Below are 16,918 nucleotides of genomic sequence, written 5' to 3' on the forward strand. Positions count from 1 at the left end.
AGTCAGGGTCATTGGGGAATATCGAGCATTTGCACCGCCGCGACGGTATGCATATCTTCGCACCCTCCGCCTAACCGGACGCCACGCACCGGGCACGCATCAAGATAATCGATACCAATGGCGAGTTTCAAATGCTGATTAGGCTGGCAGGTGTTGTTGGTCACGTCGAAGCTCTGCCAGTGACCGTCGAGCCAGGCTTCGGCCCAGGCGTGCATCGCCACGTGGGTGGAATCCTCGGTGTAGAGATAGCCACTGACGTAGCGCGCCGGGATGCCCAAGCTGCGGCAGCAGGCGAGGAACACGTGGGTGTGGTCCTGACACACTCCCTGTTGGGCGGAAAACGCCTGCGAGGCGCTGTCTTTCACCGTGGTGGTGCCGGGGCTGTAAGGCATTTTCATCAACAGTTCGCCCATTAAGGCGCGCAGGCTTTCATGCTGGGCCTGCGGGCGATAATAGCGGCTGGCGAAGTCGCGGATCGCGCCGTCGGCCTGGGTCAGCGGGCTGGTGCGCAGGAACACCAGCGGCGATAAATGGCCGCAGTTGTCATCCTCGACGTTGTCTTCAATTTCCACCACGCCGTTGGCTTCAATGGTGATCGCCTGATGCGGCTGGTCCAGCGTCAGCACGTGCAGCACGTTGCCATAGGCGTCCAGCGTGCGGGTGGCGAACTCCGGCAGGGTTAAATCCCACGACAAAATCTTCTGATGACTGGAGTCCTGCGGGGTGAGGCGCAGATACTGAGTGCTGCGTTTCACCTGCTGCGCATAGGTGTAATGCGTCTGATGACTGACATTAAGCTTCATTATTGGGCCTCCAGATAAGTGTGGTGAATGCTTTCGGCGATGGCACTGGTTTGGCTCAGGAATTGCGCCAGCCATTCGCGCAGGCCCACCGCAAGAATGTCGTCGAGGGTGCTGAAACGCAGTTCGGCGTGCAGAGTGTGAACCAAGCGGCGCGGCAAGTTGCCGGTGCGGCCGCCAATCAGCTCCAGCTGTTCGGCCATGATCTCCACGCAGGCCAGCAGCGAGCGGGGCAGTTCGCGGCGCAGGATCAGCAGGTCGGCAATGGTCTCGCGGCTGATTTGCTGCTTATAAAGAGTATGGAAAGCCTCGCGGGCGCTGACCGCGCGCAGCAGGGTGTCCATCCGGTAATACTCGCGCACCGGGTCTTCATCGGCATCGAGCAGCTGGTTTTTGGCGTCCAGCAGCCGCGCCGTGCTGTCGGCGCGCTCGAGCATGGTGCCAAGGCGGATAAAATAGAGCGCGTCGCTGCGCAGCAGAGTGCCAAACATAGCCCCCCGAAACAGGTGCGAACGCTCCTTCACCCAGTCGAAAAAGGCGTCTGCGCCGACCGACGCCACGCCTTGACGGCGGATCTGCTTCATCTCAATCCACGAGGCGTTAATGCTCTCCCACACCTCCGACGACAGGCTGCCGCGCACCGCGTGGGCGTTGTTCCACGCCATCTGCATACAGCTGAAGATGCTGCTGTGGTTAAGGCTGTCCAGCGCGAAGAAGGTGAGCAGGTTGCCCATAGTGACCTGCGGATAATTGTCGCTGAACAGCTGGCGGGTGCCGGTGAGGGTCAGCGGCACCAGTAAATCGTTCCGCTCATCTTCGAGCTGGGATTTGTCGCGAATCGACATCATCGACAGCTTGTTGGTGACGTCTAGCAGGCGGGCAATGTTCTCGGCGCGCTCCAGATAGCGCGCCATCCAGTACAGCTCGCTGGCGGTTCTGCTTAACATGGGTCGTCCTCCGCAACCTGGCCGTTGGCCGGCTCATCCTCTAATACCCAGGTGTCTTTGGTCCCGCCGCCCTGCGACGAGTTGACCACCAGCGAACCTTCGGCCAGCGCCACGCGGGTCAAGCCTCCGGGCACCAGACGGACTTCCGCGCCGGTCAGCGCAAAGGGGCGCAGGTCGATATGGCGCGGTGCCAGCCCGTTACCGACGAAGGTCGGGCAGGTGGAGAGCGCCAGCGTTTCCTGCGCGATGTAGTTCTGCGGGCGAGTTCTGAGCAGTTCGCGAAAACGTTCTATCTCGGCTTTGCTGGCGGTCGGCCCTATCAACATGCCGTAGCCGCCCGCGCCGTGAACCTCTTTCACCACCATTTTTTGCAGATTCGCCAGCACGAAGCTCAGGGCTTTTTCGTCTCGGCACTGCCACGTCGGCACATTATTCAGGATCGGATCTTCCGCCAGATAGAAGCGGATCATCTCCGGCACATAAGGGTAGATGGACTTGTCGTCGGCGACGCCGGTGCCAATAGCGTTCGCCAGCACCACGCCACCGGCGCGATAGACCGACAGCAGCCCCGGCACGCCGAGCATGGAGTCAGCGCGGAAGGCCAGCGGGTCGAGGAAGGCGTCATCAATGCGGCGATAAATTACGTCGATTTTGCACGGGCCGGAGGTGGTACGCATAAAGACCGCGCCATCTTTGACAAACAAATCAACGCTTTCCACCAGCTCGACCCCCATCTGCTGGGCGAGGAAGCTGTGCTCGAAATAGGCGCTGTTGAAACGCCCCGGCGTCAGCACTACCACCGTCGGGTCATTGACCGGCGTGCTCTCACGCAGGGTTTGCAGCAGGTGGGAAGGGTAGCGCGACACCGGCGCGATGCGCTGCTCGGCGAACAGTTCGGGATAGAGCCGCATCATCATTTTGCGGTTTTCCATCATATAAGAGACGCCGGACGGCGTGCGCAGGTTGTCTTCCAGCACGTAATATTCGCCATCGCCGCCGCGCACCATGTCGGTTCCGGCTATGTGCGCATAGGTGTTGCGATGCAGGTCTACCCCCTGCATGCAGGGCTGGTACTGCTCGTTAGCGAGCACCTGCTCGGCAGGCACGATGCCCGCCTTAAGGATCTTCTGGTCGTGATAGATATCATGCAGAAAGGCATTAAGTGCCTGAACGCGCTGGCGAATGCCGAGATCTAACATCTTCCATTCATTGGCTGGAATGATGCGCGGCACGCTGTCGAACGGGATCAGCCGCTCCGCGCCGTCATCTTCGCCATAAACATTAAAGGTAATCCCCACCCGGTGAAACAGCAGCGCGGCTTCCTCCTTCTTGCGCTGTACGGCCTGTTGATCTGCCTGCTGTAACCATTGCCAGTAAGCTTGATAGTGGTTGCGGTGTTGCCCCTGCGCCATTAACATTTCATCAAAAAAGGGTGAATCAGAAAGCTCGATATTAATCATGTTCACCTCACTGACAGGACGGGCTGCTTCATTGTTTTTCAATACGCATTAGTGATCAGGCATAAACCATGCCAGCGTGCATAAACCGCAGAAAACTCAGTAGAAAGAGGCTATTTCGCGCTATTTCAGTGCGCCAGATAAGGCGGCTGCCTGAATACAGGGCAGAAAATGGGCAGATGTCTTAAGTATGGTCGCTGATGAGGCAATAACAATATGGCGGGGAGTGGGGCAGAAAAAAGGCATAAAAAAGCCAGCCCGCAGGCTGGCTATTGCACGGCACGAAAGTCGAATTAACGACGAACGGCGATGGCTTCGATCTCGATTTTCACGTCTTTCGGCAGACGAGCCACTTCAACGCAAGAACGAGCCGGGAATGGCGCGTTGTGCTCGGTGAAGAAAGCTTCGTAAGTGGCATTAACCGTGGCGAAGTCATTCAGATCTTTAACGAAAACAGTGGTTTTCACGATGTCTGAGACTTTCAGGCCAGCGGCTTCCACGATCGCCTGAACGTTGACCAGAGACTGACGTGCCTGAGCGGCGATGTCATCGGCAACCGCGCCGGTTTTTGGATCAACCGGGATCTGGCCGGAAGTGATGATCATGCTGCCCAGATCAACGCCCTGAACGTAAGGACCGATAGCTGCTGGTGCATTTTCAGTGCTGATTTCGCGGGACATAGTGTCTCCTGATTTATGTGATAAGGAAGGATAGCTTGCCGACAGTATAAAGGGCGCAGATGAAAAGTCATCACGCCCGATCAGGTCAAGGCTTATTCATCGCTGCTCATCACCACCTGATGCTCGAACTCTTTCTCGCAATATTTGCATTGCAGGTGCACTTCGCTCTGGCGCTGTTTGACGCTAAAGCTCGAGGCCACCGGCTCAGAGCGGCTGATGCAGTTGCTGTTCGGGCAGCGCAGCACGCCGTCGATACGGTCCGGCAGGCTGGGGGTCAGCTTCTTCACCACTTCGTAATCGTCGATGCGGTTCACCGTGGCTTTCGGCGCGTAGACCGCCAGCTGGTTGACCTGCTGCTCGGTCAGGAAGGTGTTTTCGATTTTAATAATGTCTTTGCGGCCCAGCTCGTTCGACGGCAGGTTCAGGCCGATGGTGATGCGCTGGTCGGTTTCGGTCAGCTTAAACAGCGACAGCAGCTTGAAGCCTACCTGAGCCGGAATATGGTCGATGACGGTGCCGCATTTGATGGCTTCAACCTGAAGTTTATTATCGTGAGTCATGCTGTTTTCTCCTCAAGTTTAGTGGGCTGTGTCGGCGTTAAGAACCAGTGCCAGCAAGGCCTGGCGCGCATAAATGCCGTTACCGGCTTGCTGGAAGTACCAGGCGTAAGGGGTTTTATCGACGTCGGTGGTGATCTCGTCGATGCGCGGCAGCGGGTGCAGTACTTTCAGGTGCGGCTGGGCATTCACCAGGTCATTGGCGCGCAGGATGAACTGGGCTTTGACGTTGGCGTACTCCGACGGGTCTAGACGCTCTTTCTGCACGCGAGTCATGTAGAGAATATCCAGCTCCGGCACCACTTCGTCGATGCTCTGATGCAGGCTGTACTCAATGCCTTTCTCTTCCAGCAGGGAAAGAATGTAGCCCGGCATCGCCAGCGCGTCCGGGGCGATAAAGTAGAAGCGGTTGCCTTTGAATTTCGCCAGCGCCTGCGCCAGCGAGTGGACGGTGCGGCCATATTTCAGGTCACCGACCATGGCGATCTTGATGTTGTCGAGACGACCCTGAGTTTCGCGAATGGTGAACAGGTCGAGCAGGGTCTGCGTCGGGTGCTGATTGGCACCGTCGCCGGCGTTGAGGATAGGAATGCCGCCGGAGAATTCAGTGGCTAAGCGCGCCGCGCCTTCCTGCGGGTGGCGCATGACGATGGCGTCCACGTAGGTGCCAATCACCGATATGGTGTCGGCCAGCGTTTCGCCTTTCTTGCCAAGCGACGTATTAGAGCCGTCGGCAAAGCCCACTACTGAAGCGCCAAGACGGTGGATTGAGGTTTCGAACGATAAGCGTGTGCGGGTCGAGGCTTCGAAGAAGCAGCTGGCAATCACCTTATGCTTCAACAGTTCGGGCTGTGGATTGGCTTTCAGGCTGGCCGCGGTGTCGAGCACCAGTTCTAACTCTTCACGACTGAGATCGTTAATCGAGATGATGTGTTTTTGGTACAGCGGATTAGCCATGACGTATTTCCTCAGCAGTTACGGTTCTTAAACCTCAAATTCTGGACAAAAAAAAGCCCCTTCAATGAGGGGCTTTCAATAATTCAGAAATGCAACGGAAGAACAACGGCAGCGGGCTGCCTTCAGGTACGGCGTGTTGAGCATGTTTTTTAACATCACAAACCTGACAATTGTTCATGGGTTCTCCCGGCAAATTGTGGCGCATTATACGCGCAGATTTTCGTGCTGCAAGCGAAAATCGGCCTGAATCGATTCTAAAAGCAAACGATTGGCAGCCCACTTACCGTTTGAAGATTTTCATTCTCCAGCGACGCATGCGGCCCAGACGCTCCGGCGCCTTCAGCTTATGCTTGATCCACACCACCTGCCACGGCTGGAGGCGGGTTTGGCCGTCAAACGGCACATCGGCAATCAAGTCCTTGCCTTCAATTGCCAGTTTTACCACCTGCGTTTGGTCGCTGATGTTGAACACGCAGGTGATTTTGTCTTCCGTCAGCGGGTCATAGCGCTCCATGGCAAACAGCGATTTGCCCATATCGAATACCCGCTGCCCGGCCTGTGGCGAGAAGGCCGGATGGGCGCGACGATGCTTAATAAGATTACTCAGTCCGTAAAACACTCTCGCGCTTAGGCTGTCAGTTTTTTCCAGCCCGGCCTCGACGTCGTCTAGCTTGAGCTTCTTGCGGTTAATGCGGCGATTCAGCCCCGACTGGTGCATACCCTCGAGGTCATTTTCGCTGCCCAGCAGGCTGTGAATATAGATGGCCGGCACGCCGATGAAGGAGAGCAGCAGGGCCTGCGCCGCGAGGAATTTCCGCGCTTTGGTGTCGACGTCGTCATCCGGCTCGGTCAGGGCGCTGAGGAAGTTGATGTTCAACTCGTAGGGTGAATGGGTGCCGTCGCCGTTGTCCTTGTAGGAGACGCGCCCCTCTTTGCGCAACGTCTCCTGCGCCATGTATTTGCGCTCGTCGTCGCTGAGGAAGGTTTCGGTCGGGCGTAGCCCAATGCCGTCGTGGCTGGCTAAAAAGTTGAAATAGGTGGTTTCTGGGTAGCGCGCCTCGGCGTTGAGGCTTTGCGCCCACTGGGTCAGCGTGGTGGTGTCCTGACGCAGAAAGGCGTGCAGCGTCAGCGGCGGCAGTGGGAACTGATACACCATGTGGGCTTCGTCGCCCTCGCCAAAGTAGCTGATGTTCTCGTGATGCGGCACGTTGGTTTCGGTGATGAGCCGCGTGCCGGGGATCACTTCATCCAGAATGGTGCGCCACACTTTGATGATGTTGTGCGCCTGCGGCATATGGATACAGCGAGTGCCGACCTCTTTCCAAATGTAGCCAATGGCGTCGAGGCGAATCGACTGCCCGCCGCTGGCGGCGTATTGCAGCAGCACGTCGATGCTCTCCAGCAGCACCTGCGGGTTTTTGAAATTGATGTCGACCTGATCCTCGCTGAAGGTGGTCCACAGATACAGCTCGGTGCCGTCGGCTTTGATAAACGGCGTCAGCAGCGGCAGGGCGCGGGGGCGCACCACGCGGCTGTAATCCAGCTCCGGGTTGGAGTCGATAAAGTAATCTTTGTAGTAAGGATCGTCGTGCAGATAGCCCTTCATCCAGTCGCTGGATCGCGAGATGTGGTTGATCACGCAGTCGAACATCAGGTTGAAGTGGGAAGAGAGCTGGTGGATGTCCTGCCAACCGCCAAGATGTTCGTCAATCCGGCGATAATCAATGACGCTAAAACCATCATCCGAGCTGTAGGGATACATCGGTAAGATGTGGATATCGCTGATGATTTCACGCAGATACTTGTCGGCGAAATGGTTCAAAGTCGCCAGCGGTTTCTGCTCGCCGTGGCTGATATTGTCGCCATAGGTGATGAGGTAAATGTTGGTGCCATCGACCCAATCCTGAGTGCGGTGTTTGCCGTAATTCCATTTTTCGGCCAGTTGCAGGATCTGTTTCAGTAAATCGGCAATGTGTTCTCTGGGATAGATCCGGCTCAGTAAACTTTCCAGTCGCAGGACATATTCCAAATTGACTGATTTCATATCGTTTCCCTTTTCTTTATCACTCCAGAAGATGGCAAAAGAAGCGGCGCATAATGAAAAGGTTAGTTGAAAACGGGGCGTTCAGGCGGGGATTAGCCGTGAAAAACTGCAATGTTGTGTAAAAGGGTATGTGCGAAGCTGGAGGAAATAACCTGACGCGCGAGGATTGTCGCGTCAGGCCGAAGGCGAATCAGAGTGAACCAAGAGTGGCGACCATCACCGCTTTAATGGTGTGCAGGCGGTTTTCAGCCTGATCGAACACCACGCTGTGCGCCGACTCGAACACTTCGTCGGTCACTTCCATCCCGCCGTGCAGGTTGTACTCTTCCGCCATTTGGCGGCCTAGGGTAGTCTGGTCGTCATGGAAGGCGGGCAGGCAGTGAAGGAATTTCACCTGCGGGTTGCCGGTCAGGGCCAGCATGGCGCTATTCACCTGATAGTCACGCAGCAGGCTAATGCGTTGTTTCCACGTCTCTTTTGGCTCACCCATTGATACCCAAACGTCGGTATAGAGGAAATCCGCGCCTTTCACGCCCGCCGCAATGTCTTCGGTCAGAGTGATGTTGCCGCCGTTTTCCTGCGCCAGCTTCTTACAGGTTTCCACCAGCTCGGCTTCAGGCCAGCAGGCGGTTGGCGCGACCAGACGCAGGTCCAAACCGCAGAGCGCAGCGGCTTCCAGCAGGGTATTGCCCATGTTGTTGCGCGCGTCGCCGAGATAGGCCAGCGTCATTTGTGACAGAGATTTGCCCGGCAGATGCTCTTGCATGGTCAGCAGGTCGGCCAGCAGCTGAGTCGGGTGAAATTCCGTCGTCAGGCCATTCCACACCGGCACGCCGGAGAACTCCGCCAGCGTCTCGACTTTATCCTGACCAAAACCGCGATATTGAATACCGTCATACATTCTGCCCAGCACGCGGGCGGTGTCTTTCATTGACTCTTTGTGACCAATTTGGCTGCCACTTGGGCCGAGGTAGGTGACGTTAGCACCCTGATCATAGGCGGCAACTTCGAAAGAGCATCGGGTGCGGGTTGAGTCTTTTTCGAAGATGAGCGCGATGTTTTTCCCTTGCAGATGGGCTTTTTCGCTGCCGTTATTCTTAGCGGCTTTCAGCTCGGCGGAGAGCTGGAGAAGGGATGAAATCTCCGACGGGGTAAAATCCAGTAACCTGAGAAAATGACGTTTACTCAACAGACTCATGGTGTTCCTCTCCAATGCTTTTGCATTCTTTAGTGAATTAAAATTCAATTTATATGTATGAATATGCAATTACAACCCCGTCGTTAAAACTTTATAGTGGAGGCTGGCCCCGCGCTGTGTGAAAATGGTCTAGAGAAACGTCACATTGATTGAGGACAGAGGCATGGCAAATCGTGAATTGCTAGAAGAACAGAGTGAAGAGACCCGCTTAATCATCGAAGAGCTGCTGGATGATGGCAGCGATCCAGACGCGCTTTACACCATCGAACATCACTTATCTTCTGATAAGTTTGAAGATTTGGAGAAAGCCGCGGTTGCCGCTTTCAAACTGGGTTATGAAGTTAATGACGCAGAAGAGTTGGAATTAGAAGACGGTTCAACCGTGATGTGCTGTGACGTGATCAGCGAAATTGCGCTGAACGCCGAACTGATTGATAAACAGGTTGAGCAGTTGATGGACCTGGCCGAAGCCCACGGCGTTGATTACGACGGTTGGGGCACTTACTTCGAAGGCGACGACGAAGGTGAGGACGGCGAAGAAGGTGATGAAGAAGATTTGGTTGATGAAGATGATGACGGTAAGCGTCATTAATAGCTAACTCTATCAGTAAGATAGGGTTTTGATCCTCCCCTTGAACTAAGGGGAGGATAAGCTCAGCTTGCACTTCCGTGCTTTAAATCATTCCGCGCTTTAAATCTCGTTATTACGCACTAACTCCGCAACCAGATCGTTTACGCCGTCACTCATATTTTTAAACTTGGTTAACTCGCTGCGCGTCACTACCACGAACACGCCTACGCCGCGCTGAGGCACCATCGCCACATAAGTAATAAAGCCACCGCCACCGCCGGTTTTCTGAATAATGCGCGGTAACAGCGGCGTCGGCGCCATCGTCACCCAACCCATACCCAGAGAGTCGGCCATGCCCGGCACGTCCATGCCTTTCAGCGACACCAAATCAGTACGCTTAAAGTACATCTTCTGCGCCATTTCGGCGGTCAGGCTTGGCTTGCCGAGTGGGGAAGGTAGGAACTGGCGCATCCAACGCGCCATGTCGGCCGGGGTCGAGTAGATACCGCCGCTGCCCGCTGCCGCCGTGGTATTCAGACAAGGGCTTGGGCGCAGGCCGGACATCAGGCGCGCACATTGGCTGGCGTTTGGCGTCAGCGTGGTGTCGACCATACCCAGCGGCTGGGTTATCTGTTCGCGCAGCAGCTGGGTGTAAGGTTTGCGCGCCGCGTTGGATAAGGCGTCAGCCAGCAGGTCAAAGGCTAAGTTGGAGTAAGCCGCACGCGCGCCCGGAGGCGTGGTCATTTTGGCGACTCGCAGCCACGCCCAGCGATCGGCCTTGGTCGGCCAAGTAAATACCGGGCGATTTGGCGCGCCACCCGGCTGCTCACGCGGCAGGCCGCTGGTGTGAGTCGCGAGGTTGAGCAATGTGATTGGCGTGGAGCCGCTATAGGAAGGCACCGCTTTGCCGCCGGAATATTTGCGCAGCGGGTCGTTAATCTTGACGGTGCCCTGCTGCGACAGCTTCACCAGCACTTCGCTGGTCATCAGCTTGGTCAGCGAGGCAATTCGAATCACGGAGTCTTCGCGTGGACGAATGTCTGAGCCGGGGCGGGTTTCGCCAAAGCTGCGGAAAACTTGTTGGTTATTATCGACAACCACCAGCGCCATTCCCATCGCGCCGCTGCCGTAGAAGATATGTTCGGCATAGTCATCAACAACTTGAGAAGCCAATCGGGCGTTTTTCGCCTGGCTCAACAGCGGCGTGCTGGCAAAGGCCAGAGCCAAAAGTGAGAGAGAAATTTTTTTCAGCAAACCGGTATCCATCAACTAGGCAGAGTATTCATTCGGAATTTGTATACTAATGCGAACTTTCTGAAACGGCATGGGAAAAAAGCGCCCAATTGGCAAAATGTTGTAAGAAATCTCCTTTATCTGGTTATTCCGAATGCGGCACGTGTTTTTCGCGCACCAGTAGCATGGCACCAATTCCCACCAGCGTGATGATCGCCGCGAAGTAGAAACCGGCGTTGAGTGAGCCCGTGCGGTCGGCGATAAAGCCGGTCACGTAAGGGGCAAAAATCGAAGCCGCCATGCCAAAGAAGTTATACAGGCTGAAGGCGGTGCCGAGGGCTTTTTTCGGGGCGTTATCCGCGACCAGTGCCACCAGAATCGGGTTCAGGCTGATTTTTCCGATAAAGCCATACAGCACCAGCACGACAATCAGCATGGTTTCCGAGGTTGAATAGACAATGCCGAACAGCGCCAGCAGCGAGAGCGGCAGCATGCACAGCACCACCGGCTTTCTGCGTCCCAGCTTGTCCGAGGCGTAGCTGAAAATCAGCGTCCCGAGAATCGAAATCCACGGCACAATCGACGCAATATTACTGGCGCGCGCCATGTCCATTCCGCGCTCCTGCTGCAAGTAGTAAGGCAGCCAAGAGATGATCACGAAGAAGCCGTAAATCGAGCAGAAAATGGTGATGTAAGCGAGGATCAGGTTGCGATTTTTCAGTAAATCCATAAAGCGGAACGGCGGCTCTTGGTCGGCGGCCTGTACCGCAGCGGGCGCGGCAACCGGCGGGCGTTTATGGATAACAAACAGCATCAACAGCGCCACCACCAGCACCGGCAGGGCGATGATCACAAAGGGTAATTTCCAGCCGGTGTGGAAATGATTCACCGACACGCTGGACAGCTGATAGCCCAGCGCAATACCAAAGGACATGCCGCTGCCAATCACCGCGCTGCCGAGCGTCAGCCACTTCTTCGGAATAGCTTCTGAGGAGAGCGCGTACTGCGGGCCGTAATAGACCCCCTGCGCTGCGCCGGTCAGCATCCACAGCAGGATAAAGCCTAAGAAGCCCGGCGAAATGCTGATGGAAGCAATGAACACGGCGAATAGCATAAAGCCGGTGACTAAGACTTTTTTGTGGCCCAGCCGGTCACCGAGCAATCCAGCGGGAACCTGTAGCAGGGTGTAGGCCAAGAAGAACAGGCTGCTGATGATGCCCAATTCGGTCTGATTCAGCCCGTATTCGTCCTGAATCATCGGCATGAGCGGGCTGAGAACCGAGCGTCCGGCGTAGATCACTACCCAGCCGAAGAAGAAGATAATCACCAACTGGATCCAATAGGGGAATCGGCTGGCAGGGGCGGTTTTTTCCATGGTGTGTACCTCTAAGGGTCAAGTGCTTCAATGTTAAAAGGCCGGTGAGAAATCGCTCTCCACCGGCCTGATTTTTGCGGCTGTAACCAGCCTGCTTCAGTGTTTAGGGTGGATCAGCGAGCGGGGCGGATCAGGGTTCCCGCGCTGCCGTTCAATACGGCATCAATGTCTTTGAGCGCCCCAATGTGCGCCTCTTTACCCGAGCGTTCGACAAAGCGGCTGACCGCCATGATCTTCGGCCCCATTGAGCCGTCCGGCACCGCCAGCGGAGCCAATTGCTGCGGCGTGGCGCTGCGAATGGCCTGCTGGCTTGGCGTACCCCAGCCGGTATAGACCGCGTCGGCGTCGGTCAGGATCACCAGATGGTCAGCATCCAGCGCCTCGGCCAGCAGCGCCGCGGCGAGATCTTTATCAATCACCGCCTCTACGCCCTGTAACCCCTGCTCGGTCGCAACCATCGGAATGCCACCGCCGCCGCTGCAAATCACCACCTGATTTTTCGCCAGCAGCGCGTGAACGGCTTCTATGTCCAAGATCTGCTTCGGCTCGGGGGAAGGCACCACGCGGCGCAGATGCTCGCCGTCCATCTTCATGGTCCAGCCATACTGCTGGCGTAGATGCGACTCTTCCTTCGGCGCATAGACCGGGCCGATAAACTTGGTTGGCTGCTGGAAAGCTTCATCGTCACCGTCCACCAGAATGCGGGTCATCAGGGTTGAAACTGCCTGCTCGGGGTGAGACGCGGAGAGCTTCTGCGCCAGCATATAGCCAATCATCCCTTGGGTTTCCGCCACCAGAATGTCCAGCGGATAAGGCGGCACGTCGCGATAGTTAAGGTTCTGCAAGGCCAGTAGCCCGACCTGCGGACCATTGCCGTGGACAATGGCAATGCGGTATTTCTTGGCTAGTTCGCCAATCGCATCGGCAATCAGCGCAATGCTCTTATATTGATTTTCAGCAGAAAGAACCGCGCCGCGTTGCAACAGGGCATTCCCGCCTAAAGCGATAACCAAAGTTTCCATGTTCAGTTCTCTAGTGTGTTGAATCACAAGTAAAAACCACGCTTTCAGCAGGCCGTTAAGTGCGGCGAGGTGCTGACTGAGTGAAGTTGATTAATGGTTTGCGCCGCCAGCCAGATGCCCAGCAGCGCGTCCGCGCCCGAGTAGTGGCCGACACTCAGCAGGTCGCGCACGGCGGGGAGTAAGGTCTGTGGAGCCAGTAGCCCGTGGGCGATAGCCAGCAGCGGCGAGGAGAAAATCCCCCGTGCCGCGTAGGCCAGATAGTGATGACTTACTAACGTGGTCAGCCCGGCCAGTGGCTTGCTGTGCGCAAAAAAAGGTGACAGCTGGCTGGGAGTAACGCGGCTGTCGCAGTAGGCGACCAGCAGCATGCCGACCAGCGTGTCGTCGTTGCTCGGCGTAAGGCCCAGCCCCTTGCCGATAAACGGCGACCAATCCACTTCGCCACCCAGCAGCCAGTCCGTAAACTGTCGCTGCATTTGCTGTAATTCGCCGACGACGGGTGAAGCAACCAGTATGTCTAACCCGCCAAACAGGCCAGTTTGTGCTGGCGAACAGCGCAGGGTTTGACGCAATGTTTGCGTGATCACCAGCCCCGGCTGGCTCAGCGTTAAGTTGTGCTGGGGGCCGATATTTTTCACCCGCAGGCCATCAATCAATAAGCCTTCGGCATCAAAATGGAGCTGCTCTGCCCCTTGCAGCTGGTCAGCAATCAGGTCGAAATCCGTTTCATCCACCACCCATCCCATCGGGCTGAGGCCGTGCCCGCTGCGGTGCAGCGTCAGCAACTGATGGCGCGGAGTAAGAAAGTTCATCGCGTTGTTGAACAAGCCCGCACGGCGCAAAGGACCATAGTCGCAGGTGGCGTGAGCGCTGGAGGAGAGAACAATGCAAACCATGGTGGCTCCTGATTGCCCGACGGCTCCGCCGGGCAAAGTGGCGTGAAGGGTTACGCGCTGATACCAAGCTTCTCGGCTAAGGCTTCAATGGCTTTTTCGAAGCAGGCGAGCGGTGGGCGAACTGTCCCCGCGCCAATCTGACCGACGCCCGGCGAGCGGTGTGCTATCCCGGTGTTGATCAGCGGCGTGATGCCGGTTTCCACCACGCGGCGAGCGTCCAGACCTAAACAAGCACCTTGGAAGTCCCACGTCGGGATTTGCAGCATCATGTTGCGCTCAAGGAAGATCTCCGCCATCTCTTCAGAGACGTCCAGCGCCGCGCCCATGCCGCCCGCCGCGCCAACAAAGCGCGTCACGCCCGGCGCTGCGACCATGGCCGCGCCGCCGATACCAAAGGTTTCAGTGATGGCGCTGTCGCCGATGTCGGGGTTGGCGTCGGCTTGGCTGTAGCCTGAGAAGAACAGGCCTTCCGGCGTGTTAACCGGCGCAGTGAACCACTGGTCGCCCATGCCACTGATTTTGATACCAAAATCTTTGCCGTTGCGGGTCATGGCGGTGACGATAGTGCCTTGTTTGATTTCGGCCCCGGCGTCCATGGCGGCTTTGCAGTAGGCCATCGCCAGATTGAGGAAGAACTGATCGGTAATGGCAAGGAAGGAGAGCACGCTGGTCAGCTCGCTTTGCGGGCGATCCAACTGGGCGATTTTCGGAGCCAGCTGGCGCATTAACAGCGCGGAGGCGGCGATATTACGCTGGTGGAATTCATCCCCCATGGTGATAGCCTGCGCCATCACGGCGGTCAGGTCGATGCCGCCATCAATGTGGCTCAATACCTCTTTCAGCACCGGAGCCAAGGTGTCGCGCATCCAGCGCAGGCGCTCCTGCACGTCAGGGCCGTACGCGCCGAAACGCATCACTTTGCCAATCCCTTCATTCATATTGCAGAACGCCAGATTGCCGTGAGTGTGGTTTTCCACTACCAGCATCGGCATATGGGCTGAAGTGATGCCGCCCATCGGGCCAACGGCGCGCACGCTGTGGCACGGAATAAATTCAATTTCGCCGTTTTCCAGCAGGGCCAGCGCCTGCTCCTCATTTTCGGCCCAGCCTTCGAACAGGCAGCAACCAATACAGGCGCCGCGCACCGGGCCGCTCATATCCTGCCAGACCACCGGCGGACCGGCGTGCAGTAGCTTGCGACCTTGCTGTAATACCGGCACCACTTCCTGCGCCAGTTTGACGTCACACCAGTGTGGACGGGCTTCGCGGATCCGCGCAATTACGGCTGCATTGGCTTCATTAATAGTTGTAGTCATGTGATCCCTCAGTGCAATTTTTTCAGAATGGCTGCTAAACGCTGATTTCCACCCGCGACCGGTGCCCATTGGTAATGCACCACGGGAACCTGATTGGTTTGTAAATCAGTGGCGAAACTGCGCAGACCGGCGTTGATAACAGAGACGCCATCCAGCAAGTGGTAAGGCGTCAATGGCCCGGTTTCGGTCGGCGGACTGATTAGTTGATGAGCCAGCAGTACGGCTTCCGGTAGGGTGTTCATCACCACGATGCCCGCGGCGGTGAGCGTGTCGATTTGCCGACTGCGCTGTTGTGGGTCCTGCTCGGTGCCGGTGACGGTAGCGATCACCACCAGCGGGTGAGCCGGGTCGCGATGCTGTTTGAGTGCGTGAACCGTGTCGGCCAGCGAGGTTGCCGGGTCAGCCTGCGCGCCAAAGCCAATCACCACGTCAATCAGCAGCACGCCGGTTTCAAGCTGATTCGCCAATTGGGCGATGGTCTGGTTGCGGGTTGACGGGTCAATCATTGGATGGGGTTTGCCTTGGGTGTAGAAATCATCACCCATATCAATGATTCGATGGCCCTCGGCGTCGAGCATGCTGCCGTGGTGGTGCTGGCTGTCCGGCGCGACCTGCAAATGCTCGGCCAGCAGCATGGCAACCTCGGCGGCCAAGGTGCCTCCGGCGTAATATCCGGCGATTTTCTTACCGTGCACGGCTGGCAGGGAGGCTATCTGCTGCTGCACATTTGCCAACATGGCGGCGAGGCGCGCGGCTTCGTCCAGCGTGCTGGCGAGCCACACGTTGCCCAGACGCGGGCTGGCCGGTTTGGTGCCGAGGAACAGCGCGACAATCGGCTTATTGATGCCCTGCATTTCGGCCATCACGCGCCGGCGCACGGCTTCGGCCGGAGGCTTCGACACGAAGGCAATGACCTGCGTTTTGCTGTCATTAGCCAGCATCGCCAGCGCCGTCAGGGCGCTGATGCCGCCTACCTCAGCCGAGAGGTCGCGCCCGCCGAGGCCAATGGCGTGGGAGACGCCCTGGCCCGCCAGCGTGATTTGCGAGGTCAGCTCCTGAATGCCGGTGCCTGACGCGCCGATAATGCCGATGACGCCTTTGGGCGCAACGTTGGCAAAGGCCAAAGGACCTCCGGCGATATTGGCGGTGCCGCAGTCCGGCCCCATCACAATCAGCTTTTTGCTGCTGGCTTTCTTCTTCAGCGCAATCTCATGTTCCAGCGAGACGTTGTCGGAAAACATCATCACGTTGCAGTCGTTGTCGAGCGCCTGATCGGCCAGACCGGCGGCGTATTCACCGGCAATGGAGATCAGCAGCAGATTGGCGTCCGGCGCTTTTTGGCGAGCCGTCTGCCAGCTGCGGGCGACTGGCAGGCGTTTGCCCCCTTGCTGCCCTTGCGCAATGGCTTTGAGCGCCTCTTCCAGCGCGTCGCTGATGAACTGGGTGATCTCTGGGTCTTGGCTGTCGGCCTTAATAGCGACACAAATATCGTTTGGCGTGGCGTCGTTGAACTGGGCGTGCCAAAAGCCGGTGGCTTCCAGCAGAGATTTGTTGGCAGGGGTGCCCATCATCACCGAAATTTCATCTACCTGTGGAAATTCGCTGAGCTTTCGGGAGATCAACATCAGGCTTACCGAGTCCTGAAAACTCCCTTTCTTAATAAAAGCGTGGACCATGACTGTTTCCTTTTGCTTTTTTTCTCATGCTTAGTGAGAAGCGGTTCGTGAAAAGCCTGATAAAGAATTTCAATTTAAAATTTCCCTTAATGGCTGGCTGGAAATTACAAATATCTGGGGTGTCACAAGGAGAGGTGAGTCACACTTCGCGGATTGTTAGAAATATTCATGGCAAAGAGAAGACTTTAT

General features: G+C 56.8%; 15 protein-coding genes. 1 reads left to right on the forward strand and 14 read right to left on the reverse strand.

From position 1 onward, the window contains the following. Positions 1 to 8: 8 nt before the first annotated feature. The 8 genes from SBO83_RS10925 to argF form a co-directional block, all read right to left on the reverse strand. Positions 9 to 803, reverse strand: a complete 795-nt coding sequence (locus tag SBO83_RS10925; protein WP_034786809.1) for a transglutaminase family protein — start codon at positions 801 to 803, stop codon at positions 9 to 11. Then, positions 803 to 1,747, reverse strand: a complete 945-nt coding sequence (locus SBO83_RS10930; RefSeq protein WP_396131524.1) for an alpha-E domain-containing protein — start codon at positions 1,745 to 1,747, stop codon at positions 803 to 805. The genes SBO83_RS10925 and SBO83_RS10930 overlap by 1 nt, the downstream gene beginning before the upstream one ends. Further along, a complete protein-coding gene (locus tag SBO83_RS10935; RefSeq protein ID WP_396131525.1) occupies positions 1,741 to 3,207 on the reverse strand; it encodes a circularly permuted type 2 ATP-grasp protein in 1,467 nt (488 codons plus the stop codon). The genes SBO83_RS10930 and SBO83_RS10935 overlap by 7 nt, the downstream gene beginning before the upstream one ends. Positions 3,208 to 3,497: 290 nt before the next feature. After that, positions 3,498 to 3,884, reverse strand: a complete 387-nt coding sequence (gene ridA, locus SBO83_RS10940; protein ID WP_034786820.1) for a 2-iminobutanoate/2-iminopropanoate deaminase — start codon at positions 3,882 to 3,884, stop codon at positions 3,498 to 3,500. Between the two features lie 92 nt (positions 3,885 to 3,976). Then, positions 3,977 to 4,444 carry an aspartate carbamoyltransferase regulatory subunit gene (pyrI, locus tag SBO83_RS10945; protein WP_396131526.1) on the reverse strand — a complete coding sequence of 156 codons (468 nt, stop codon included), beginning with the start codon at positions 4,442 to 4,444 and terminating at the stop codon, positions 3,977 to 3,979. Positions 4,445 to 4,462: 18 nt separating this feature from the next. Next, entirely contained in the window at positions 4,463 to 5,398 is a 936-nt protein-coding gene (pyrB, locus tag SBO83_RS10950) for an aspartate carbamoyltransferase (RefSeq protein ID WP_353500811.1), read from the reverse strand. Positions 5,399 to 5,678: 280 nt separating this feature from the next. After that, positions 5,679 to 7,442 (reverse strand): alpha-amylase family glycosyl hydrolase, encoded by a 1,764-nt coding sequence (locus tag SBO83_RS10955; protein ID WP_396131527.1) that lies wholly within the window; start codon positions 7,440 to 7,442, stop codon positions 5,679 to 5,681. A 190-nt stretch (positions 7,443 to 7,632) separates the two neighbouring features. Further along, positions 7,633 to 8,640 carry an ornithine carbamoyltransferase gene (gene argF, locus SBO83_RS10960; RefSeq protein ID WP_396131528.1) on the reverse strand — a complete coding sequence of 336 codons (1,008 nt, stop codon included), beginning with the start codon at positions 8,638 to 8,640 and terminating at the stop codon, positions 7,633 to 7,635. Positions 8,641 to 8,803: 163 nt separating this feature from the next. Between argF and rraB the strand changes: the two genes are divergently transcribed. Then, on the forward strand, positions 8,804 to 9,232 hold the full coding sequence (rraB, locus tag SBO83_RS10965; protein WP_396131529.1) for a ribonuclease E inhibitor RraB: 429 nt from the start codon (positions 8,804 to 8,806) through the stop codon (positions 9,230 to 9,232). Between the two features lie 99 nt (positions 9,233 to 9,331). On the opposite strand, the gene ampH is transcribed toward rraB, so the two are convergent. The 6 genes from ampH to fdrA form a co-directional block, all read right to left on the reverse strand. Further along, positions 9,332 to 10,477, reverse strand: coding sequence for a D-alanyl-D-alanine-carboxypeptidase/endopeptidase AmpH (gene ampH / locus SBO83_RS10970; RefSeq protein ID WP_396131530.1), 1,146 nt, complete (start codon positions 10,475 to 10,477; stop codon positions 9,332 to 9,334). A 112-nt stretch (positions 10,478 to 10,589) separates the two neighbouring features. Continuing rightward, the gene (locus tag SBO83_RS10975) at positions 10,590 to 11,819 is read right to left on the reverse strand and encodes an MFS transporter (protein ID WP_396131531.1); all 1,230 of its coding nucleotides are present in this window, start codon (positions 11,817 to 11,819) and stop codon (positions 10,590 to 10,592) included. A gap of 113 nt (positions 11,820 to 11,932) precedes the next feature. Beyond that, positions 11,933 to 12,841 (reverse strand): carbamate kinase, encoded by a 909-nt coding sequence (locus SBO83_RS10980; RefSeq protein WP_396131532.1) that lies wholly within the window; start codon positions 12,839 to 12,841, stop codon positions 11,933 to 11,935. A gap of 44 nt (positions 12,842 to 12,885) precedes the next feature. After that, the gene (locus SBO83_RS10985; RefSeq protein WP_396131533.1) at positions 12,886 to 13,737 is read right to left on the reverse strand and encodes a DUF2877 domain-containing protein; all 852 of its coding nucleotides are present in this window, start codon (positions 13,735 to 13,737) and stop codon (positions 12,886 to 12,888) included. A 50-nt stretch (positions 13,738 to 13,787) separates the two neighbouring features. Beyond that, complete coding sequence (locus SBO83_RS10990) at positions 13,788 to 15,053, reverse strand: oxamate carbamoyltransferase subunit AllG family protein (protein ID WP_396131534.1); 1,266 nt, start codon at positions 15,051 to 15,053, stop codon at positions 13,788 to 13,790. Between the two features lie 8 nt (positions 15,054 to 15,061). After that, positions 15,062 to 16,729: an acyl-CoA synthetase FdrA gene (fdrA, locus tag SBO83_RS10995; protein WP_396131535.1), complete on the reverse strand. Its 1,668-nt coding sequence runs from the start codon at positions 16,727 to 16,729 to the stop codon at positions 15,062 to 15,064. Between the last annotated feature and the right edge of the window lie 189 nt (positions 16,730 to 16,918).

This window comes from Ewingella allii, assembly GCF_044430645.1.
Taxonomy (GTDB): domain Bacteria; phylum Pseudomonadota; class Gammaproteobacteria; order Enterobacterales; family Enterobacteriaceae; genus Ewingella; species Ewingella allii.

Bases quoted from the DNA above. Each gene is read 5' to 3' on its own strand.
- SBO83_RS10930 (WP_396131524.1), bottom strand. From the start codon at position 1,747: ATGTTAAGCAGAACCGCCAGCGAGCTGTACTGGATGGCGCGCTATCTG.
- SBO83_RS10975 (WP_396131531.1), bottom strand. From the start codon at position 11,819: ATGGAAAAAACCGCCCCTGCCAGCCGATTCCCCTATTGGATCCAGTTG.
- SBO83_RS10990 (WP_396131534.1), bottom strand. From the start codon at position 15,053: ATGACTACAACTATTAATGAAGCCAATGCAGCCGTAATTGCGCGGATC.
- ridA (WP_034786820.1), bottom strand. From the start codon at position 3,884: ATGTCCCGCGAAATCAGCACTGAAAATGCACCAGCAGCTATCGGTCCT.
- argF (WP_396131528.1), bottom strand. From the start codon at position 8,640: ATGAGTCTGTTGAGTAAACGTCATTTTCTCAGGTTACTGGATTTTACC.
- SBO83_RS10935 (WP_396131525.1), bottom strand. From the start codon at position 3,207: ATGATTAATATCGAGCTTTCTGATTCACCCTTTTTTGATGAAATGTTA.
- SBO83_RS10955 (WP_396131527.1), bottom strand. From the start codon at position 7,442: ATGAAATCAGTCAATTTGGAATATGTCCTGCGACTGGAAAGTTTACTG.
- fdrA (WP_396131535.1), bottom strand. From the start codon at position 16,729: ATGGTCCACGCTTTTATTAAGAAAGGGAGTTTTCAGGACTCGGTAAGC.
- ampH (WP_396131530.1), bottom strand. From the start codon at position 10,477: ATGGATACCGGTTTGCTGAAAAAAATTTCTCTCTCACTTTTGGCTCTG.
- pyrB (WP_353500811.1), bottom strand. From the start codon at position 5,398: ATGGCTAATCCGCTGTACCAAAAACACATCATCTCGATTAACGATCTC.
- pyrI (WP_396131526.1), bottom strand. From the start codon at position 4,444: ATGACTCACGATAATAAACTTCAGGTTGAAGCCATCAAATGCGGCACC.
- rraB (WP_396131529.1), top strand. From the start codon at position 8,804: ATGGCAAATCGTGAATTGCTAGAAGAACAGAGTGAAGAGACCCGCTTA.
- SBO83_RS10980 (WP_396131532.1), bottom strand. From the start codon at position 12,841: ATGGAAACTTTGGTTATCGCTTTAGGCGGGAATGCCCTGTTGCAACGC.
- SBO83_RS10985 (WP_396131533.1), bottom strand. From the start codon at position 13,737: ATGGTTTGCATTGTTCTCTCCTCCAGCGCTCACGCCACCTGCGACTAT.
- SBO83_RS10925 (WP_034786809.1), bottom strand. From the start codon at position 803: ATGAAGCTTAATGTCAGTCATCAGACGCATTACACCTATGCGCAGCAG.